This window comes from Streptomyces sp. NPDC046197 (assembly GCF_040646295.1).
Lineage (GTDB): Bacteria > Actinomycetota > Actinomycetes > Streptomycetales > Streptomycetaceae > Streptomyces.
This window is the reverse complement of the sequence record NZ_JBEYZY010000005.1, coordinates 1-20,315: the sequence shown is the minus strand read 5'-3', so window position 1 is coordinate 20,315 and position 20,315 is coordinate 1. Positions and strand designations below refer to the sequence as shown.

Below are 20,315 nucleotides of genomic sequence, written 5' to 3'. Positions count from 1 at the left end.
CCGGTGGTGACCGAAGAGCTCGTCCCGCGCCCGTCGCCGGGTCCGCGTTGCCACCCAACCCCCCACCTGTGGAGCAGTCACACCCCCATGACCAGACGTCTTGGCTTCGTCAGCCGACGCGCGCGGCTCCCACGGCGCGTCCACACCTACCTGCTCAGCGGCGTACTGCTGATGTCATCACTGGGCGCGGCCGGGCAGGCCACGGCGGCCGGGGCCCACAGCGCGGCCGTCCACAGCGCGGCCGTCCACAGCGCGGCCGCGGCCCGCGCGGACGACGGCGCCTACATCACTCGTGTCGAGCCCCTCGGCAGGCGCATGCTGGACCTCATGGTCGAATCACCGGCCATGAGAGGCGGCATGCCGGTGCGTGTCATCCTCCCCAAGCACTGGGGGCAGACGTCGCAGATGACCTTCCCGGTCCTCTATCTCCTCCAGGGCGCCGGCGACAACTACACCTCGTGGACCCGTGAAACCGACGTCGAAGAACTCGCCGACCCGGCGGACGTCCTCGTGGTCATGCCGGAGGGGGGCCGCGCCGGTTTCTACACCGACTGGTGGGACCGAGGCAGCCGCACAGCCCCCCGCTGGGAGACGTTCCACACCGTGGAACTGCGGCAGTTGATGGAACGTGCGTTCCGGGCCAGTGGCAGACGGGCCCTCGTCGGCCTGTCCGAGGGCGGGCTGGGGGCGCTGAACTACGCCGCGCGTCATCCGGGCAGCTACCGGTTCGCCGGCTCACTCAGCGGTATCGTCGACATCTCCGACCCGGGGATGCAGTTCGCGATCGGCGTCACCTGCCTGCGTGAGGGCGTCGACCCGGTGCGCCTGTGGGGGCGTCCGGACGCACAGAAGGCGATCTGGAACGCCCACAACCCCTCGCGCATGGTGAGCCGGTTCGGGAAGACCTGGGTCTATCTCTATGCCGCCACCGGTGCACCGGGCGGACTGGAGGAGAGGTTCAACCCGGCCGCCTCCCTGCTGGAGCGGCCTCTGGGCAACCCGACCTACGCGTTCGCCCGGGAACTGCGCCGTGCCGAAGTCAAGGTGACGACGGACCTGTTCAGGCCCGGCACCCATTCCTGGCCCTACTGGCAGCGCGAGTTGCACCGCATGTGGCCTTCGGTGCTCTCCGCCCTCGGGGCCCGCACACCTACGGGGTGACCCGGTCGGCCGGCTCGTGCGGCACCCTTCGCCGACGTTCTCATCCGATCTCGCCCGAGTCGGTGTCATGGACGTATGCGACCAGTCGGTGCCACGTACGTGGCACCGACTGGCGATCCAACCCCTTCCGGGGATGCCCATCGCGGCGTTGGCGCGTCAGGACTGCACTCCCGTAGGGGCAGCCGAAGACGACACCGCAGTCGCGCTCCCCGGAGGGATGGGCTGCCCACCGGTTGGATACTTCCAGTGACGCAGGATCTGGAATATGCCGCAAGGGAGCTGATGGATCATCACCCTTTTGGAGGGGGCGTACTGCGGGGCGCACTGTGAGACGACCGATCGCCTTCCCGGTCGCTCACGGTGACGGGATGCCCGGTCTCCCGGCTGCCGGCCGGCCATGTTCCGGCCGCTCCACCGCTTCGTCCAGCGCGCAAGGGGGTTCGTCCATATCCACGTCGCACCAGACGACCTTTCCGCCCGCGCACAATCTGTCCGCTCCCCATCTGCGTGTGCAGTACTGGACGATGCCCATTCCCCGTCCGGTCTCGGCGTAATCGTGGGCGGTGAGGTGGACCGGCAGACGCTGGCTTCTGTCGAGCACTTCGACCCGGATGTGATCCCTGAGTAAAAAGACGGCCAGTTCGAAGTAGGTCCGGACGTCGCTGAGGAGGGCTGGTTCGGACAGCGTGGAATGCTGCACGGCGTTGGTGACCAACTCGGAGACCACGAGGATCATTCTCTCCGCCACCGAAGGGCTGACCTGCCATGACACCAGGGCCTCGTGTACCAGTCGGCGTGTGATGGAAACCGACCTGGCCGTGCACGGCAGCCTGAGAAGTATTGCTTCGGCGCTCTTTTCGACTAATGAAGTATTCAGGTGCGCGCACGTTCCGGGAATGCGGTGGAGGAAGTTCAGGTATCGGCATGCCGAGTCGGACGAATGACAGGTCGGTTGATTGGCTTCTTGCACGTGCAGCCCCTGGTGCAGTAGTCCGGCCCGTTAGTCGTTTTGCGGGTCGCCCATCGGTGATGGGCAGTTAGACCGTACCCAGCGAGAACGCGGAGGAGGGGGGAATTCGGGATGCGATTGGGGGCACTGGGGCTCGGAGTGGTTAGTCGGATCGTCGGAATGCACCTGTGCGCTCCATGGTGGGACGGGTCTGGTGGTTTGTTTCGGGGGTTCACGGCCCTCGGGAGACCCGGCTGCGCACATGCCGGTGGCCCGGCCGCTGACCGGACCACCTTGGTGCTACCTGGGGGCGCCCGCGAAACCGAGCAGGCAGCCACTTCTAGGGGGTGTACGTGAACCCGCCCGTCACGGTTGCGCTGCCGGCGGGAGTGGTGACGACGACCGCGGCGTTACCAGCCACTCCGGGCGGCGTCAGGCCGGCGACGAAGGTGCCGGTGGGGTCGACGACGACGTTGGTCGCCGCCACGCCGCCGATGGTCACCTGAGCACCGGACAGGTTCGACCCGGTGATCACGAACGGCGTACCGCCGGTGACCGGTCCGGTCGCCGGGACGATGGACGTCGCGGTCGGCGGTGCGGGGACGACGTAGGTGAAGCCTCCGGGGACGGTCACGCTGCCCGCCGGGGTGGTCACCTGAACTGCGACGCTGCCCGCGGCGCCGGGAGGAGTCAGGCCGGTCAGCACCACGCCGCCGGTCACGTTGACGTTGGTGGCCGGCACTCCGCCGAAGGTGACCGACGCCCCAGTGAGGTTGGTGCCCACGATGGTGAACGGCGTACCGCCGCTGGTCGGCCCGGACGGCGGCGTGATGCCGACGACGGTGGGCGGCGGCGGTACCGGCGGGGCGACGTAGGTGTAGTTGGCCGCAGAGCTGGGCCCGGCCGGGGTCGTGACGACGACCGGGACGTTGCCCGCGGTGTGCGGCGGGGCGGTGACGGTGATCAGGAAGCCGAACGGGTCCTGGGACAGGATGGTGGCCGGCGTACCGCCGAAGGTGACAGAGGTGGCTCCGGCGAGATTGGCGCCGAGGAGCAGCACCGTGTTCCCGCCCGTGGTGGGCCCGAAACCCGGCACGGCGGCGAACAGGGTCGGCTGTGCGAGGACGGGAGGCAGGACGGGGAGCAGATTCGCTGACATGGAGGTCTCCTGACGGAGTTGTCGGTGCTTGATCCGCTCGATGCCGCCGGTGCACGCACACGGGGCAGGTCGCCTCACTCCTGGACGCGAGCGAATGGAGAGGTCTGTGACGTCGTCACCCCGGACGGGTCTGCTCACTGCGGCAGGCATCGGAACGGCTGACTGAATGGGAGTGGCCCTGAGCGCGGACCACGGTGTGGCCTGCTTGCCGCGTCAATGTGGGCACCACGACGCCGTGAGATCTGAGACAACTCGGCAGACCGGCCGACATGCGAAATGTCGCGCCATCCGGCGTGGATGGGCTGCCTACCGGTATTTCAGTGATACTTGGCAGACGGGCGCGCGGACAAGGGCCCCCGGGGAGCATCACCCGAAGGAGGGAATCCGTAGTCGGCGCCGTCCCTTGCGGCGCATCGGCGGCAGGAAACGGCCGTCACCTGCGGAACGCGTTGAGACGCTGCTCGCCGATGCGTGACCGGGCCTCTGGATCAGTGATCCCCATACCGGGCCGGGGGGCAAGACACAGAACTCCGACCTTGCCGATGTGCTGGTTGGTCTGGACGGTACGCGCCGCTTCACCGACCTCGTCGAGTGCGTAGGTCTCCGACAGGGCGGGAACCAGGTGCCCCAGCGAGATGAGCCGGTTGGCCTCCCACTGTTCGTGAAGGTTTGCGCCGTGGCTTCCGATGATCTTCTTCAGGCGCATCCACAGATACCTGTTGTCGTAGAGGTGTTCGTAACCCGTGCTGGATCCGCAGGTGATGACGGTGCCGCCGCGCCTGGCCAGGAAGACCGATGCGGCGAAGGTCTTCCTGCCGACATGCTCGAACACGATGTGCGGGTCCTCCCCGACGAGCTCACGAATGGCCCTGCCCATCTTCTTCCAGCCGTCGGGCCGTTGCAGGAGGGTGGGATCACCATCCTCGATGTTCGAACGGTTGATGACGGCTTCGCAGCCGAGCGATCTGAGGACCTCCGCCTTTTCCGCGGAATTGACGACACCGACGGGGATGCCGCCCCCGTTGAGGACGAGTTGGACGGCATAGGCGCCCAGGCCGCCGGTGGCGCCCCAGACGAGCACGACGTCGCCCTGCTTCATCCGGGCTCCGCGCTCGCTGACCAGCATGCGGTACGCGGTGCTCGCGCACAGCGGACTGACGGCCGCTTCCTCCCAGCTCAGGGCGGCGGGCTTCGGCATCAGCTGACTGGCCCGTACGACGGCGTAGTGCGCCAGGCCGCCGAAGTTCGTCTCGAAACCCCAGGCCTTCTGCCCCTCGCCGAGCATCCCGTCCCGATGCGTGTCAGGGTCCTGCTCATCGACGTAGGCGGGCGAAATCACCACGTGATCACCCACCTTCCACTTGCGCACCGAGGACCCGGTACGGACGATGACGCCTGCCGCGTCGGATCCCACGATGTGGTACGGAAGATCGTGCCGTGCCTCCCAGCCGCCCGCTCTGCCCATCTGCTCGAGGAACTGGAACGTCGGGACCGGCTCGAACATGGCGGTCCACACGGTGTTGTAGTTGACGGAGCTCGCCATGACGGCGACGAGCGCCTCGTCGGGAGCCAGTTCCGGCATGGGCACCCGGGTGACGGCGAGGGACTTCCGGACGTCCTTGTCCTCCATGCACCGGAAGGAGTCGACGTCCTCCAGCCGGACGGTGGCGGCGGGGAAGTACTCCGGCACAGGGAGGGATTCCAGCTCCGCGCCGCCGGCATCTGCGAGGACTGCTTCAGACATGGGGGACTGCATCAGGACTCCCTCTGGCGGACGTTGCAGCGGGCACTCGACGGACGCCGGTCGGCTTTCTCCCGGACTTCTCCCGGATCTGGTCTCTAGTGCTGTGACCGGGAAGGTTCACCGGCTCGCGACGCCCGGCACGGCACCTCGCCGCGTTGTCGCATCACCCGAGTACATCCAGTACGCGGGTGATGCTCCGCCTTGCGATGCACCGCACCGGACGCCGCGAGCTTCCCGGCAAACCTTCCCGGTCACAGCACTAGCAAGCCTCTGCCCCGTGGATGATGCAACTGCAAAGCAGACCGGATTCCGCTCGACGGGCAAGAGTGCCCGGTCCGGGTATCGAAGGGCCTAAGCCCACGGGCCGCCCGGCGTGTTCCGTCCCATAGTGGTGCTGTATGTCACGGGTTCACCGAACCCGGCGGATCGGCGTGCCCGTCCGCCCGAACGCCCTGGTGCTGTTGAGGATCCGCAGGCAGTCGCTGCCGTGGTTGCGGACGACCTGCGCGGTGCGCCCCCCAGGTGTCACTGCGGCGTCGACCGGAAGTAGGGAGAACACACGTGGCTGTACGCCTGTACAGGTGGGCCCAATGGGTGACCCGCCACCGTCGTCGAGTGCTGGGCGCCTGGTTGCTGCTTCTGCTGGTCGTCGTGGGCCTGGGCACGACCTTGCGCGGCCGGATCAGCACGGAGTTCACCGTCCCCGCGGTCGAGTCGCAACGGGCCCAGAACCTCCTCGGCAGCAAGTTCCCGGAGAGCGCCGGGGGCGTCGCCCGCGTGGTGCTGCAGGCCCCGGCCGGCTCGGATCTCACGGCACAGAGGTGGCAGACGGCGATCGCCACCTCGCTGCGTCGCGCGGCCGGCGTACCCGGTGTCCTCCAGGTGACCGATCCCGTCCAGGGCGGCACCCTTGCGATGGACCGGACCATCGGCTACGCCGACGTCCGATTTCGCCAATTGCCCGGCGACATCCCGCAATCCGCCAAGGACCGGTTGCACGACGCCATGGAGCCCGCCCGGGCCGCCGGACTGCGCGTGGAGTTCGCCGGGTCTGCTTCCTCGGCACCGGCCGAGTTGGGAGGTCCGGCCGAGGGCCTCGGCGTGATCCTCGCCTATGCGGTCCTCGCCGTCACCCTCACGTCGCTCCTGGCCGCCGGGCTTCCCCTGATCACCGCGCTGGTCGGGGTGGGCATCGGCGTCCTCGGCGTCCAGTTCGTCTCCCGGTACGTCCAGATGACCAACACGGCCACGGCGCTCGCCCTGATGCTGGGACTCGCGGTCGGCATCGACTACGCGCTGTTCATCGTCGCCCGGCACCGTGAGCAACTGTCCAGACCGGGCTCCGATGTCGGCGACTGCGTGGCCCGGGCCGTCGCCACGGCCGGCAGCGCGGTCTTCTTCGCCGGGGTGACCGTGATCGTCGCTCTGTCCGCACTGGCGATCACCGGCATTCCCTTCCTGACGGTCATGGGCCTGGCCGCCGCCGCCACTGTCCTGGTGGCCATCCTGGTCGCCCTCACCCTGGTGCCCGCCGTGCTCTCCATGGCCGGGGAGCGTCTGAGGCCCAGAGGGATGAGCACGCACAGTGACCCCGCACACCGGCCGAAGACCCCGGGCAGATGGGGCTCCGCCTGGGGCCGAGCGGTGAGCAGAGCTCCGTGGGCCGTCGTCCTGACCGCGGTGCTGGCACTCCTCACGCTCGCGGTGCCCGCCCGTGAACTGCGACTCGGCCTGCCCAGCGATGAGACACAGCCGAAAACCAGTACCCAGCACAAGAGCTACGAACTCCTCGCCAAAGGCTTCGGCCCCGGCTTCAACGCCTCGCTGGTCGTGGTGGCCGACACCGCGCACCTCGCGGCCTCGGACCGGCCCACGGCGATCCGCGACCTGACGGCCGCCCTGGCCAAGGACCCCGATGTGGTGACGGTGACCAGGCCGGTGGTCAACCGGGACGGCACGGTCGCGGTCGTCGGGCTGGTACCCAGGACGGGTCCGGACGACCCGGCCACCATCGACATGGTGCACCGGCTGCGGGAGCACGCCACCACAGCGGTCAAGAAGGCCGGCGGCACCGCCTACGTTGCAGGCGCAACGGCCGGGGCGATCGACGTCTCGGGGAAGCTGTCCGCCGCCATGCCGCTGTTCCTGAGCGTCATCGTCGCGCTGGCCGTGCTCCTGCTGGCGCTCGCCTTCCGCTCCGTGCTGGTTCCGCTCAAAGCGGTTCTGGGCTTCCTGCTGTCCATCGCCGCCACGCTCGGCACCGTGGTCTGGGTGTTCCAGCAGGGGCACCTCGTCGACGCCTTCCAGATTGCCGCGGCGGCCCCGGTGGTGAGCTTCCTGCCCGTGCTGCTCATCAGCGTGCTTTTCGGACTCGCGATGGACTACGAGGTCTTCCTGGTCAGCCGTATGCGGGAGTACTTCCTCGCCACCGGGGACGCTCAGACCGCCGTCGTCCGGAGCCTTGCCCGCAGCGGGCGCGTCATCGCCGCGGCCGCGCTGATCATGACAGCCGTGTTCGGCAGTTTCGTCTTCAACCGTGATCCAGTGATCAAGTCCATCGGTTTCGCGCTGGCTGTCGGAGTGTTCGTGGACGCATTCGTCATCCGCCTGACCGTGGTCCCGGCCGTGATGTGCCTTCTGGGCCGTCGCGCCTGGAGATTGCCCCGATGGCTGGAGCGCGTACTGCCCAACGTCGACATCGAGGGCGCAGACCTGCCGTCCTACCGCGCCGCACAACAGGCGGCGAACCAGACCGACGTACCGGCCGCACCGTGAGGCCGACGTCGGCGGGCGGCGGGGGAGAGGCGGGGGGAGCGGGCGGCGGGGAGAGCCGACGGCCGCGAGCATCCGGATTGGCACCGAGCAGGGGGAGGTCCGGCGCTCGTCCGTGTGCGGCCGCACTCGCGCTGAGCATCAAAAACGCCCTCCTGAAGGAGGGCGGACCAGGGGCGCCCCCGGCAGGATTCGAACCCGCGCACACGGCTGCGAGCGATTGCGCCGATCACGCCGCACGGCGCTCTCACCCTGCGGGGGAGTTTGTCAGAGGGTGCCGGCGACACAGACTGTGTCGGAGGTGTGTCGGAACCCACCGCACGAAGCAACAACCTGTTCGGTCTTTGCCTTGGCTTTCTCTCCGACACTCATCTCAGCACCTCCGAGCTCACGGGCCGAGTGCCCTTGAGGCAGGGGCAAAACCCTGAGCAGGCGGTGTCCCACTGGTGGGGTGCACTGCGTACGAGCGTGCGGGGGCTTGCCGCAGGTGCCGATACGCATCCGCGCGCTCTGTTCGGCAACGCTCGTGGGCTGGAACGATTCCCATGCCAGGACCGACATGTGTGTGTGCGGCAGTGAATGAATGTCGGCTGGCCCGAGAACCTGTACACCACGACGAGGAGCAAGAGGGGGCTGGACATGGCTGTGGTGATATCGATGCAGTGGTCAGGAGTCACGCCAGAGCAGTACGACACCGTGCGAGACGCGGTCGACTGGGAGGAGATCCCCGCGGCCGGCGGTCAAGTGCACGTGGCCTGGTTCGATGCCCAGGGGTTCCACGTGACCGATGTATGGGAATCCCAGCAGGCATTCGAGACATTCCTCACCGAACGGCTCGCACCCGCGATCCAGAAGGCCGGCATCACCGGTACACCCGAGACCAGCTGCAGCCTGCTCCACCGGCGCTTCATCGCCCCCGGCGTCAGCGGTGCCGCATAGGGACAAGTCTCTGACTCTGCAGAAACAAATGCCCGGCCTGTGCCCCTGACCCCGGCCACTGGTCCAGACAACAAGGAACCCCCGGGTCGATGACCTGGGGGTTCCTGCTGGAATGGTCGGAGCCGGACGGGGCCAGGGACGGATGGTGCCGACCCGAGCGGTTGCTAGCGTGGAAAGTGGTTCCGGTATCCAGGGGCAGGGGGAAGGAGGCCGACCGATGGCCGTCGAACTCAACCACACGATCGTCGCCGCACACGACAAGACGGCGTCCGCACGGTTCCTGGCGGATCTGCTGGATTTGGAGGTGGCACCGGAGTACGGTCCGTTCGTCCCGGTGCAGATACCGAACGGCGTGACGCTGGACTACATGGAAACGGCCGATTCCATCACCCCGCAGCACTACGCGTTCCTCGTCTCCGAGGACGACTTCGACGCGATCTTCGCCCGTGTCCGCGAGGCAGGCCTGACCTACTGGGCGGACCCGTATCACCACCGCCCCGGCGAGATCAACCACAACGACGGCGGACGCGGGGCGTACTTCGACGACCCGAACGGGCACAACCTGGAGATTCTGACCAGGCCCTACGGCAGCGGCGAGGACTGATGTCCCGGTGCCCCGGGCCAGAGGCCCTCGGTGACCGTGTACACCAGGGCACCGCTCGGAGCACAAGCAAGCCGCAGGCTCGAGTTCTCGCCCCGGCCCCGCGATCTCGCCGTGCCCGTACCCCCTGGTGCTACAGCCTCAGGACCCGGAGAGTCGGACACTTGCGCTCCGCATGCCTGGACGAGCCCAGCAAGGCGGGAAAATGACTACGAATGGCCCTGCTTCACATGCTGATTATCTTAGCCTCACTCAGGCTGGTCGAGCATTCTAGCCATAGGTCTGGACAAGCCAACAACAATAAGGGGGGCGCCTCCCTAAAATTTGGACCCTTTGAGATTGGCGCGCTCGTTGAAAAGGTTGATGACGTCCAGCGGCGTGTGGCCGGGCGCGGTGCCTCCCCCGAGGCGGGCCGCAGGAGGATCGGGTGTCGAAAATGACTAGCCCTTGCAGCCGGGGACCGGAGTCGGGGCGCAGTTGTTCGGGTGGTTGTCGCGAACCTTGGATTCGGGCAGTGTCACAGCGCCCAGATTGTAGATACCACCTCCATCGTTGAAGGCGGTGTTGTGTTCCACCGTGGATCGACGCAATGTCAGCTTTCCGGGGCTGTCGTTGTAGATTCCTCCGCCGTTGCGCCCTGCGATGTTGTTGCTCACCGTTGACTCCGTCAACGTGGTCGTGCCGCGGTTGAAGATGCCGGCCCCATCGGTCCCTGCGGTGTTGTCGACGACTTCGGAGCGGTACAGCGTGGCTGTTGTACCGGGCGTAATGAGGATGCCTCCGGAATCTGTGCCTGAGAAGTTCTTGCTTACCGTCGACTGGTCCAGCGTCAAGCTGGTGGGAACAGAGGTGTCGATGCCGCCGACTTCCCCAGAACTGTTGTTGCTCACCCTGGAATAGTGCAGTGTCAGCGTGGTATGGGGGCCATTTTCGAAGCCGCCGCCGATTTCGGTCCCGCTGTTGTTGCTCACTGTGGAGCGGTTCAGCGTCACAGTGCTGCTGTTTTCGTTGTCGAAGCCGCCTCCGAAGCCGAAAGTACCGGGGGCGGTGTTGTTGCGCACCGTCGAATCGTTCAGCGTCATGGTGCCGTGGTTGTTTGCGATGCCGCCCCCGCCGCCGAAAGTTCCGGGGGCGGTGTTGTTGCGCACCGTGGAGCCGCTCAGTGTCACCGTGCCGCCGTTGTTGAAGATGCCACCGCCACGGTTGGGGGTGCTGCCGTGGGTGATGGTCAGGTTGTTGAGCCTGACTCGGAAGGCCCCGGTGATTGTCACGGTGGTGCCTGTGTCGTGGCCGTCGAGGACGGCGTCTTCGAGCCCGGTCAAGGTCAGGTTCTTGTTGATGGTGAAGTTGCCGAAGCAGACGCCTTTCACCTGCAGCGTCGCTCCTGAGGGAGCGTTGTTGATCGCGGGCTGCAAGGCGTTGGGGTTGTTGTTGCAGTTCACGACGGTGTGATCGTGGGCGGCCGCGGCCGGTCCTGCCTGGACCAGGCAGACCGCCCCCGCCGTCACCACGGCTGCCGCGCCCGTCCCCCACCGAGGGCGCACCCTCCTGGTTGTTCGCGTAAACACCGCATCCTCCTGCGTCATTGCGGACAGCTCCTTTGTCAGGGGAGGGTGCCTGAGAGTGTCCCGGCGGAGCGGCAGGCTTACCGGAGGGGGCTACAGCACCCCTCGGACGGGTGTGATCAGTGACCGGAGCGGTCTAGGAGCGATACCCCGAAGAGATGGGCCGGCCGGCGATGCGGCCGTGGTGAATCCCGCGCTCCGCGTTGCACAGCCCACAGGTCTGATCGGTGCGGTGCGGTGCGGTGCGGTGCGGTGCAGTGCGGTGCGGTGCGGGTACGTGCCTCGCGTGGGCGCTGCGGAGTCACAACGGCGAGCCAAGTCGAGGCGAGCCGCGAGTGCGATCAGTAGCCGAAGAAGTGAAGGGTTGGGTCTCTGACCTGCGGACTTGCGTCCTCGCCGAGGGCGTCAATCTGCTCGCCCTGGAGGACACCCCGCGCACGCCGACTACGTCGCAGTCGGCTGCGTCAGCGGATCGCCGACCACTACGGCATCGCCGTGGTCCTGGTCCACCACGTCCGCAAACAGGGCTCAGACGACTTCCTGAACGAGGTGTCCGGCACCAACGGCATCGCCGGAGCCTCGGACGCCACGCTCGTGCTCAAGCGGGCCCGCGGGCAGGCGGACGGCATGCTGCACGCCACCGGCCGCGACGTGGACGAAGCCGAGTACGCCCCGAAGTTCCAAGCCGGCTCCGGCACCTGGCAGATGCTCGATGGGCCGGTCTCGGACCACACCATCGGCGACACCCGCGCGGCACGCGGGCTGAAGGGACGCGCCGCGGACGACACCCGCGGCGTGCCGGGGCACCCGTCACTCAGAGGGTGGCGGTCACGACGTTGTCAGCGCTTGAAGGAGTCCTTGGTCCTCTCTTTCTCGCTCCGCGTCTTGCCCCGGGCTTCGAGGGCGGCGCCCTTTGCTGCGAGGCTGTCCTTGTGCACCGCGTGGGCCGCCTTTCGCACGGTCTTTCCCACAACCTGTTCGGCCTTTGCCTTGGCTTTCTCTCCGGCACTCATCTCAGTACCTCCGAGCTCACGGGCCGAGTGCCCTCGAGGCAGGGGCAAAACCCTGAGCAGGCGGTGTCCCACTGTTCCACCGCGCCTGCCTGATGTGGCAACGGGCCGGGCCGATCACGGCTCCGCGCGGAAGCCGAGCCACCTCGACCCGCGTGAGGACGGCCAACCTGATCACCGCGCGGCCGGACCGGGGGCCCGGAACTCCCACTGGATGGCGCGGCAGACATGATCATCCCGTGCTGAAGACGTGGCGGGTCCGGGTGGCGCGGTGGGCGATCGCCCTCGTGTGGTTCTACGAGGGGTTCTGGTGCAAGATCTGGCCGGGGCGGGCGGATCAGCGGGCGATCGTGGGTGACGTGCCGTTCCTGCCGGGATGGGCGGTGACGGGAGTGCTCGCCGGGATCGGTCTGGCAGAGGTCGCGATCGGCGTATGGGTGCTGAGCGGTCGGCGGGCGCGGTCGGCCGCGCTCGTGCAGACCGTGCTGGTGGTGGCGTTCAACCTGGGCGGTCTGCTCTTCAGCCCCGGCCGGATCGACGAGCCGGGACGGCTGGTGACGCAGGACCTGGCCTTCCTGGCACTGATCTGGATGGTGACCTGGACGGCGGCCGAGTGAGCGGGACACCGTGGGCACGCGGTCGGCTGCTCGGCGGATTCGGCGGCCCACGCCTGCTCTTCGGGCGGATGTACGAGGACTGGGGTGTCGAGCTGGCGGTCTTCCCGCCGCCGGGCGCGCGGGTACTGTGCATCGCCTCGGCGGGGGACACAGCGGCAGCCCTGCATTCGGCGGGGTACGAGGTGACGGCCGTCGATGTCAATCCGGTGCAGCTCACATACGCGCGGGAGCGGCTGGCCGGCTGTGGAACCCGGGAGGGCACGGCGGAGGCGGTCATGCGCCTGGGCCGGGCCGCCGCGGCGCGGCTGCTGCCCGCGTGGCGGCAGAGAGAGCTGCACCGTTTTCTGACGCTGGACGATCCGGTGGAGCAAGCACACCGCTGGCGGGAGGAGTTGGACACCGCGGGTCTGCGCCGGCTGATGCGGGTTGCGCTGCGCCCAGGCGGAGCGCTGGCGGTGGCGCTGCGCCCGTCGTTCGCCGGTGTCGTACCGACGCGTTTCGACGAGGTGCTGCGGCGGCGCCTGGAGCGGACCGTGGGCAGGCATCCCAATGCGGCAATCCCTGGCTGTGGCGGCTGCTGGCGGGCGCGGAGCCGCCGGGTACCCCGGCGCTGTGGGCACCGGGCGTCCGGCTGGTGTGCGACGACGTGGCGCACGCGTTGGAGCAGGCGCCGCGCGGCGGCCATGACGCGGTGACGCTCTCGAACGTGCTGGACGGGCCGGACCCCGACTTCGCCCGCAGGCTGCGGGCGGCCGTACGGCACGCGGTGCGGCCCGGCGGGGTGGTGGTGCTGCGCAGTGCCCGGGAGCCGGGTCCGGACGGACCGGGCTGGGCGGCACAGGACCGCTCGGCGTTGTGGGGTGTGGTACGGGCCGTGCGTCTCGGCGGCGCTGCCCCGGATCGGAGGATCGAGCCGTGAGGCATCTGCTGCAGCGCCATCCCGTTGCGATACGCACGCGCTTCGCTCACTCGCTGGTGCTGACGTACGCGCTGCCTTCCGCGGTGCTGCGCCCGCTGGTCCCACCGGGCCTGGAACTGGACACATACGGAGAGCACGGGTTCGTGGCGGCCGCGCTGGTGGACACCCGCGCCCTGCGACCGGCGGTCCTTCCCGCCCGTTTCGGGGCGGACTACCTGCTCACCGGTTACCGCGTCCTCACCCGCTTCCGCACTCCGGGCGGGCGCGTCATGCGCGGACTGCGCATCCTGCGCAGCGACACCGACCGCAGGCTGATGGTGCTGGGCGGCAACTTGCTCACCCGCTACAACTACCGCCTGGCCCGGATCAGGGCCCGGGCCGAGGGCGAGTCGCTGGAGTTCCGCGTGGACAGCGCCGACGGCCGGGCGGATCTGCACGTGCGGGCGGACCTCGGCAGCGCGCCGGCGCCGCTGCCCGCGGGCAGCCCTTTTGCGGACGCGCGCGCCGCCCGGCGCTTCGCGGGCCCGCTCCCCTACACCTTCGAGTACGAGCCGCAGACCCGTTCGATGATCGTGATCAAGGCGTTCCGTGCCCACTGGGACCCGCAGCCTGTCTCGGTCGACGTGCGCCGCCTGACCTTTTTCGACCACGGCCCGTTCGCCGGCACGCGGCCGCTCCTCGCCAACGCCTTCCATGTCGCAGATGTGGAGTACGGCTGGGAACGCGGCCTGCGCCGGACCGAGAGCGGGCGTGAGCGGTGACCCGCCGGTCGGGCGTGCGGGACGTGATCGCCTACAACTGGCCGCAGTACGCCGCCGGCCTGGCCACCGCGGCGGTCTTCGCCGCCCTGTCCGGCCGTCTGCCGTACCCGCTGCGCACCATGGCCCGCGCAGGCTCAGCAGCCGCTGTCGGCTGGCTCACTTCCGCCACGGTCGCGAGCTGGCTCGTCTACGACCGCTCCGAAATGTACGCCTACGACTGGTTGGACGCGCTGCTGCCGCAGACGCCGTCCGTGCACTTGGTGGTGGGCACCGGCCTGGACGAGGCGAGCGCCCCGCTGGCCGCCCGCTGGCCGGCCTCCCGGCAGATCACCGTCGACCTTTATGACCCCGCCGTGATGACCGAGGGCTCGGTGCGTCGGGCCCGGCGCCGGGTGCCCCCGCCACCGCACGCCCAGCCCGGCCGTACGGATGTCCTTCCCGTGCGCCGGAGCGGGGTGGATGCCGTATTCCTGATCTTCGCCGCCCACGAACTGCGGCAGGCGAAGGACAGGGAGCGGCTGTTCGGGGAATGCGCCCGGGTGCTGCGCCCCGGCGGGCGCCTGGTCCTGGTGGAACACCTCAGGGACAGCCCGAATACGGCCGTCTTCGGGCCGGGTGCCTGGCATTTCCTCCCCCGCGCGGAGTGGCTCCGGCTGGCCGCGCAGGCCGGTCTGCGTCCGGCGGCCGAGCATCGCATCGCCGGCCTGGTCACCGCGCTCGCCTTCACCAGGGGACCGGCATGACCCACCTCCTCGCTCTCATCTGGCAGTTGCGCCTGGTCGGTGCGGCCCTCATCGGCATGGGGCTGCTGCACGTGGCGCTGCCGCGCATCCTGGGCTGGCCGGACGACCTCGGCAACACCAGCCTGCTGACCCGGCAGGTTTCCTACGCGCACCTGTTCTTCATCGGCCTCACCTGCGTGCTGCTCGGTGCACTGCCGCTGGCGTTCGCTCGGGAGCTCCTGAGCGGCGATCCCCTGCCGACCGTTCTGCTCTGCGGGCAGACGCTGTTCTGGGGCCTGCGCTGGGTAATGGAATTCGCCTATTTCTCACCGCGGTTGTGGCGGGGTCATCGGCTGCGGACGGCGGGTCACGTCGCACTCTCCATGCTGTGGACGTGGGTGACCGCCGTGTTCGTGGTGGCGACGGTCCACGCAGCAGGCCAGTAGTGCTTCGTTACCGGCCCGGCCGTGGACAGCCGCCCCGACAGTCGGGTGGTTCGAAGACGGTCCGCGGCAGCGTGGCGACCCAGGGCTGGGCGGACTTGGGAACCTGACAGAGCAGGTTGCGGGCGTAATGGGTGCGGCATCCTGCCACGAGGCGCCGGGCAGCACGGCGCCGATGGCGTCCACCAGGCCGGCGAGAGCGTCGGAGATGACGAGCTGGACGCCGGTCGGACCGCGGGCGATCAGCGAGCGCAGGAATGCCGGCCAGCCGGCGCCGTCCTCGGCGGTGGCGACGCCCAGGCCGAGGATCTCGCGGTGGCCGTCGGCGTTGACGCCGACCGCGATCAGGGCGTGGACGTTGATGATGCGGCCGCCCTCGCGGACCTTCTGGGTCAGCGCGTCGACCCAGACGAATGAGTAGGGTCCGGCCTCCAGTGGCCGGTTGCGGAAGGCGGCGACCTGCTCGTCCAGGTGCTTGGCCATCGCGGACACCTGGGACTTCGGCAACTGCGTGACGCCGAGGGACTCGGCAAGCGAGGTGTTCCGGCTGGTCAGGGTCTGGGGGGGGTGTCGCCGAGGACCTGCTCGTACTGGCCGAGGGCGGCTGTGCGCAGGGGATGGTCTGAGCGTCGCGTCCCTGGCGGTACAGGTACTGGGCGGCGAGGCAGGCAGGCGCGTCCCCCGTCGCCTGCCCGCCCCATATGCGGCCCTGGTGGGGGCTGATTCAGGGAGCACAGGCACCCACCCCGGACCGGATGACCTGACGGATGCCAGTTGGCCGGACGGTGTCGTAAGGGCTCACCTCCAGATGACTTCTATAACGACACGGATACGCGTGTGTGGAAGCTGTGTACGTTGAAACCACCTCGTGGTTTAATTTTCTACGAGTCGCCACTAGTACACGCATGTCTGGCAGAAGGCATGAGCGACCGGCGGGTGAGGGGGGCCTCCTACCGCCGGAACCGGGAAGTCAGCCCGGAAGCCTCGCCAGCCAATGGGGAGCTGGCCGGAAGCTCAGGGGAATCAGGACAATGAAGAACATAGTCGTGGCCGGACAAGGCTACGTCGGGCTTCCGCTTGCGGTGGAAGCGGTTAAGGCGGGGTACGGCGTCGTGGGTTACGACGTCGACGAACAGAAGATCGCCAGTCTGCAAAGCGGAAACTCATATATAGAGGACATCAGCTCCGAAACCATCTCGGAAATCCTCCGGACGAATCGCTATACCCCCTCCTCCCAGGACCGGGAGATGAAAGGGTTCCACGTCGCGATCATCACAGTTCCGACTCCACTCCGGGACGGCGACCCGGACCTGTCCTACATACAGAGCGTTGCCGAAACAGTCGGCCGGTTCCTCGAAAAGGGCCAGCGCCAGACAGTTGTCTTGGAGTCGACCACATACCCCGGTACCACCAGGGACGTGCTCATCCCGATCCTGGAGCGGGTCTCGAAGCTCACCGCCGGCGTCGACTTCCACGTCGGCTTCAGCCCCGAGCGGATCGACCCGGGCAACAAGACCTGGGCTTTCCGCAACACTCCGAAGATCGTCTCGGGACTGGGTGACGAATGCCTGGGCAAGGTCAGTGAGTTCTACAGCTCGGTGTGCGACAACGTCGTAACCGCCAAGGGGCTGGAAGAGGCTGAGCTGGCGAAGGTCATGGAGAACACCTTCCGCCACGTCAACATCGCACTTGTCAATGAGCTCGCGGCCTTCGCCGACGAACTCGACATCGACGTATGGCACACGCTGGACCTTGCCGCCACCAAACCGTTCGGCTACATGAAGTTCACGCCGGGACCGGGTGTCGGCGGCCACTGCCTGCCGATCGATCCCGCCTACCTTGCATGGCACGTCAAGAAGCAGGTCGGCCGGCCCTTCCGGTTCGTGGAGACCGCGAACGAGATCAACCGGGCTCAGCCCCGGTACGTGGTGGACCGTCTGGCCCGGCTGCTGAACAGTCGGCGGACGTCGGTGAACGGCGCGAAGGTCCTGATGTACGGCTACGCGTACAAGAAGGACAGCTCGGACTACCGCGAGTCTCCGGCAATCGAGATCCGCGCGCTACTCAGGTCGCTCGGTGCCACGGTTGACGTGGTCGACTCCTGTGTAGCGAGTCAGGGAATCGAGGACGTTCAGGGCGTTATCGGGCCCGATCAGATTTCGCAGTACGACGTCGCTGTGATCGTCACCGATCACAGCGACGTCGACTACGAGAAGGTCGTCCAGAACTCAAAGTTGGTTTTGGACACACGGAACGTCGGTTGCGTGGCCGGCAATGTAGAGCTGCTCTAAACGGAGCAGCCAGGGATACGAGACGGGAGCGCCTTCCGGGGCCAAGCCCGTCAAATCATGAACGCGTAATCACCACTTACCCATCACCATTCCTTGGGGGTTCTCGTATGTCTGGACGCGCGCAGCTTGCGCAAACCGGTCTGCCCGTGCTCGTCCTCGGAGGCGTCACCATCCCGTTCGGTATGTATCTGGCCCTCGCCGTCGCCGTCGCCGCTCTCGGCCTCATGCTCTTCCTGAAGTTTGGTTGGCGCCGCCATCTCACGGCTGGCCAGTTGGCTCCCGCGAAGGGCACCACCACCGAGCGCCGTCGGCACGGTAAGTGAGCAGAACACGTCGCCCGCCGGTGCTGACGGCCCATCAGCACCGGTCGGCAACCGTCCTGTTGGGCATGATCGTTCTTCTCCTGCTCGCCGGGTGGGCCACGCATCACACCATGGCGGTTCTCGCCACCGACCCAGCGACGCGGAGTCGCGCCACCTTCGTATTCTCCGGCCTGTTCGCGATCTTCGTTATCCAGACGCTGCTGTATCACCTGGAACGCGCCCCGAGAATGACGCCGCGTATCGCCCGGCGCCTCAAGGGGCTGCATGCAGCAGTCCTCGTACCCGCCTACAACGAGGACCCCGGATATCTCAAACTGGGCCTTCAGGCTTTCCTCGCTCAAACCCGCCTTCCGGACTCCGTCCACATCGTCGATGACGGGTCCACGAGCACGGACTACGCCGAGGTGCGGACCTGGTGGGAACGTGCTGCTGCGGAGAAGGGTGTGGCCACCACCTGGCAGCGCGTCCCTAACGGGGGCAAGCGCAGCGCCCAAGCCCACGGGGTTCGCGTCAGTCCCGACGCGGACATCTACGTCACGTGCGACTCCGACAGCTGCTTCGCGCCCACCGCCCTTGAGAACCTCCTCACTCCGTTCTCACGGGCCCGGGTGCAGTCCGTTGCTGGAGTCGTGGTTGCCACGAACAACCGGGCGAACTGGTTCGTACGGATCATGGACCTGTGGTTCACCGTCTGCCAGCTCGTCGACCGTTCGGGGCAGTCGGCCGTCGGTGCCGTCATGGTCAACTCCGGTGCCATCGCGGCCTACCGGGCGGACGTCATCCGGGACAACCTCGACGGCTACCTGAACGAGACGTTCATGGGGCGCGGCGTTGGCTTCTCTGACGACTCCATGCTCACTCTTTTCGCGCAGGAACGTGGCCTGACGGTGCAGCAGCCTCGCGCGATCTGCTTCACGGCTATGCCGGAGAAGTGGTCGCACTTCAACCGCATGTACCTGCGGTGGATGCGGGGCTCAACCATCCGCTCCATCTGGCGCATGCGCTACCTGTCGGCCCGGCGCCCCGCATTTTGGCTGCACATCGTGCGCTGGGTGCAGATGATCCTCACCCAGACCATCACGGCGTGGCTGCTGATTGCGGAGCCGATCGTCAACCGCGAGCCGCCGCCCGTCACGATGCTCATCATCCCCTTCCTCATTGGCTGGGCGCAGGGGTTGCGATACCTGAGCGTCATCCGCTCCGACGAACGGATTCGCTCGCGGGTCCTCACCTGGCTGGCGATGCCCGTCGCCATTGCCATCGCGTGGACGGTACTGCGCTGGCATCGCTGGTACGGGGCTCTGACGTGCCTCAAAACCGGCTGGGGCACCCGACAGAACGGGGCTGAGGTTTCCCTGGGAACAAGCGCCACACCAACACCGACAACGCCAAAGCTCTACGAACCGCTCGACGATTCCACACTGGAGATCAGACAGTACCGGTCGATGTCCTCGACCTCTTGACCCTCCGCCCCGGCACGGCCCAACGTTGTTCGATCTGGTGCTGGTCTCCATCGAATTGTTCGCCACCGTGCCGGGCGCGTTGAGGGTCAACGAGAGTACGCTGCTGCTCCAACCTGCGCGCGCTCAGCTTGGGAAGCTCAAGGCGTTCTAGGGTTTGCTCCAGGCCTGACCTGTGGCGACGGGACGCAGCCGCGCGGTAGACGGTCGATTGGGTCCCCGCTGTTCCCCGTGGTTCCCCGCGCGATCTGGCACGCGTCTGTCACGAGTCATTCGTCGTCGCACCGCTCCAAGACCAGGCCTACGGAGCCTGCTCCGAGCCCGTTGTTCACCTCCAGGTGGAGATGAGTACCGTCCGGTGTGCCGTCCTGGGCGAGCGTGAGGAGGTGGCTGGCCAGGGTTTTCAACCCAGCAGCGTTGGCCTCAATGACGATTTCGCCGCCCAGGTTGCGGACCTCGATGCGTGCGCCTTCCTCCCACGTGAAATCCCTGTTGATTCCATCGGCCGCCGTACTCACGTGAGTGGTCATCGACGGAGCAGCGCTGGGTTCAGGGGCCATGCTCCAAGCATCGCGCACTCCGGGCCGGCCGCGGCGGAGGAACTGTACGGCGAGACATGGGTGACGACTTCTTCGTCCCGAAGCAACTGCGGTGAGGTCCTGACCTCGGGTCGATGTGCCTCTCACCTGCCGCGACCGTCCGCAGGCGTCCGCGGTTGTCCGCAGCTGTTCGTCGGCGTTGTCACGCAGTCAGACACTCACCCGCCCCCTTGATGCTAACTACGCCTAGTACTCCAGCCGTAGATCGTGATCTTGCTTGCGGGGACCACTGCCTCCATGAGTTCCTGTTAGTACCAAAGAGTGAGCCCGACTGCGCCGA

At 67.6% G+C, this 20,315-nt stretch carries 20 protein-coding genes and 1 pseudogene; 14 read left to right on the top strand and 7 right to left on the bottom strand.

The genetic code is table 11. The annotated features are described in order from the left end of the window. Positions 1 to 87: 87 nt before the first annotated feature. Positions 88 to 1,161, top strand: coding sequence for an alpha/beta hydrolase family protein (locus tag AB0A61_RS08810; RefSeq protein ID WP_361288362.1), 1,074 nt, complete (start codon positions 88 to 90; stop codon positions 1,159 to 1,161). Positions 1,162 to 1,516: 355 nt separating this feature from the next. On the opposite strand, the gene AB0A61_RS08805 is transcribed toward AB0A61_RS08810, so the two are convergent. From AB0A61_RS08805 to ccrA, 3 genes are all read right to left on the bottom strand, one after another. After that, entirely contained in the window at positions 1,517 to 2,131 is a 615-nt protein-coding gene (locus tag AB0A61_RS08805; RefSeq protein WP_361288359.1) for an ATP-binding protein, read from the bottom strand. Between the two features lie 319 nt (positions 2,132 to 2,450). Then, complete coding sequence (locus AB0A61_RS08800; RefSeq protein WP_361288356.1) at positions 2,451 to 3,269, bottom strand: IPT/TIG domain-containing protein; 819 nt, start codon at positions 3,267 to 3,269, stop codon at positions 2,451 to 2,453. A 433-nt stretch (positions 3,270 to 3,702) separates the two neighbouring features. Next, positions 3,703 to 5,013, bottom strand: a complete 1,311-nt coding sequence (gene ccrA, locus AB0A61_RS08795; RefSeq protein ID WP_361288353.1) for a crotonyl-CoA carboxylase/reductase — start codon at positions 5,011 to 5,013, stop codon at positions 3,703 to 3,705. A gap of 561 nt (positions 5,014 to 5,574) precedes the next feature. Here ccrA and AB0A61_RS08790 point away from each other — a divergent pair. The 3 genes from AB0A61_RS08790 (at position 5,575) to AB0A61_RS08780 (ending at position 9,328) form a co-directional block, all read left to right on the top strand. Next, positions 5,575 to 7,788, top strand: a complete 2,214-nt coding sequence (locus AB0A61_RS08790) for an MMPL family transporter (RefSeq protein WP_361288350.1) — start codon at positions 5,575 to 5,577, stop codon at positions 7,786 to 7,788. A gap of 636 nt (positions 7,789 to 8,424) precedes the next feature. Then, positions 8,425 to 8,724: a hypothetical protein gene (locus AB0A61_RS08785; protein WP_361288347.1), complete on the top strand. Its 300-nt coding sequence runs from the start codon at positions 8,425 to 8,427 to the stop codon at positions 8,722 to 8,724. 217 nt (positions 8,725 to 8,941) lie between these two features. Continuing rightward, complete coding sequence (locus AB0A61_RS08780) at positions 8,942 to 9,328, top strand: VOC family protein (RefSeq protein WP_361288344.1); 387 nt, start codon at positions 8,942 to 8,944, stop codon at positions 9,326 to 9,328. Positions 9,329 to 9,765: 437 nt separating this feature from the next. Here the strand turns inward: AB0A61_RS08780 and AB0A61_RS08775 are convergent, their stop codons facing one another. Both AB0A61_RS08775 and AB0A61_RS08770 read right to left on the bottom strand, forming a co-directional pair. Further along, complete coding sequence (locus AB0A61_RS08775) at positions 9,766 to 10,911, bottom strand: hypothetical protein (protein WP_361288341.1); 1,146 nt, start codon at positions 10,909 to 10,911, stop codon at positions 9,766 to 9,768. An 818-nt stretch (positions 10,912 to 11,729) separates the two neighbouring features. Next, positions 11,730 to 11,903, bottom strand: coding sequence for a hypothetical protein (locus tag AB0A61_RS08770; protein WP_361288338.1), 174 nt, complete (start codon positions 11,901 to 11,903; stop codon positions 11,730 to 11,732). A gap of 236 nt (positions 11,904 to 12,139) precedes the next feature. Here AB0A61_RS08770 and AB0A61_RS08765 point away from each other — a divergent pair, with 236 nt between their 5' ends. The 6 genes from AB0A61_RS08765 to AB0A61_RS08740 are packed head-to-tail and all read left to right on the top strand — an operon-like array spanning position 12,140 to position 15,365. Then, entirely contained in the window at positions 12,140 to 12,517 is a 378-nt protein-coding gene (locus AB0A61_RS08765) for a DoxX-like family protein (RefSeq protein ID WP_361288336.1), read from the top strand. After that, positions 12,514 to 13,212, top strand: coding sequence for a hypothetical protein (locus AB0A61_RS08760; RefSeq protein ID WP_361288333.1), 699 nt, complete (start codon positions 12,514 to 12,516; stop codon positions 13,210 to 13,212). Before AB0A61_RS08765 ends, AB0A61_RS08760 begins: the two co-directional genes overlap by 4 nt. Next, positions 13,209 to 13,436, top strand: a complete 228-nt coding sequence (locus AB0A61_RS08755; RefSeq protein WP_361288331.1) for a hypothetical protein — start codon at positions 13,209 to 13,211, stop codon at positions 13,434 to 13,436. The genes AB0A61_RS08760 and AB0A61_RS08755 overlap by 4 nt, the downstream gene beginning before the upstream one ends. Beyond that, on the top strand, positions 13,433 to 14,197 hold the full coding sequence (locus tag AB0A61_RS08750) for a DUF2071 domain-containing protein (protein ID WP_361288329.1): 765 nt from the start codon (positions 13,433 to 13,435) through the stop codon (positions 14,195 to 14,197). The genes AB0A61_RS08755 and AB0A61_RS08750 overlap by 4 nt, the downstream gene beginning before the upstream one ends. After that, positions 14,194 to 14,940, top strand: a complete 747-nt coding sequence (locus tag AB0A61_RS08745) for a class I SAM-dependent methyltransferase (RefSeq protein ID WP_361288327.1) — start codon at positions 14,194 to 14,196, stop codon at positions 14,938 to 14,940. The genes AB0A61_RS08750 and AB0A61_RS08745 overlap by 4 nt, the downstream gene beginning before the upstream one ends. Next, positions 14,937 to 15,365, top strand: a complete 429-nt coding sequence (locus tag AB0A61_RS08740) for a hypothetical protein (RefSeq protein WP_361288325.1) — start codon at positions 14,937 to 14,939, stop codon at positions 15,363 to 15,365. The genes AB0A61_RS08745 and AB0A61_RS08740 overlap by 4 nt, the downstream gene beginning before the upstream one ends. 40 nt (positions 15,366 to 15,405) lie before the next feature. Here AB0A61_RS08740 and AB0A61_RS08735 read toward each other — a convergent pair. Continuing rightward, a pseudogene (locus AB0A61_RS08735) lies at positions 15,406 to 15,896 on the bottom strand (transposase); the annotation flags it as partial. A gap of 497 nt (positions 15,897 to 16,393) precedes the next feature. Between AB0A61_RS08735 and AB0A61_RS08730 the strand changes: the two are divergent. The 4 genes from AB0A61_RS08730 (at position 16,394) to AB0A61_RS08715 (ending at position 19,590) form a co-directional block, all read left to right on the top strand. Continuing rightward, positions 16,394 to 17,653 carry a nucleotide sugar dehydrogenase gene (locus AB0A61_RS08730; protein ID WP_361288322.1) on the top strand — a complete coding sequence of 420 codons (1,260 nt, stop codon included), beginning with the start codon at positions 16,394 to 16,396 and terminating at the stop codon, positions 17,651 to 17,653. 107 nt (positions 17,654 to 17,760) lie between these two features. Then, positions 17,761 to 17,976, top strand: a complete 216-nt coding sequence (locus tag AB0A61_RS08725; protein WP_361288319.1) for a hypothetical protein — start codon at positions 17,761 to 17,763, stop codon at positions 17,974 to 17,976. Between the two features lie 65 nt (positions 17,977 to 18,041). Then, a complete protein-coding gene (locus AB0A61_RS08720) occupies positions 18,042 to 19,439 on the top strand; it encodes a glycosyltransferase (RefSeq protein WP_361288316.1) in 1,398 nt (465 codons plus the stop codon). 25 nt (positions 19,440 to 19,464) lie between these two features. Next, the gene (locus AB0A61_RS08715; protein WP_361288313.1) at positions 19,465 to 19,590 is read left to right on the top strand and encodes a hypothetical protein; all 126 of its coding nucleotides are present in this window, start codon (positions 19,465 to 19,467) and stop codon (positions 19,588 to 19,590) included. 115 nt (positions 19,591 to 19,705) lie between these two features. Here the strand turns inward: AB0A61_RS08715 and AB0A61_RS08710 are convergent, their stop codons facing one another. Further along, positions 19,706 to 19,966: a hypothetical protein gene (locus AB0A61_RS08710; RefSeq protein ID WP_361288311.1), complete on the bottom strand. Its 261-nt coding sequence runs from the start codon at positions 19,964 to 19,966 to the stop codon at positions 19,706 to 19,708. Between the last annotated feature and the right edge of the window lie 349 nt (positions 19,967 to 20,315).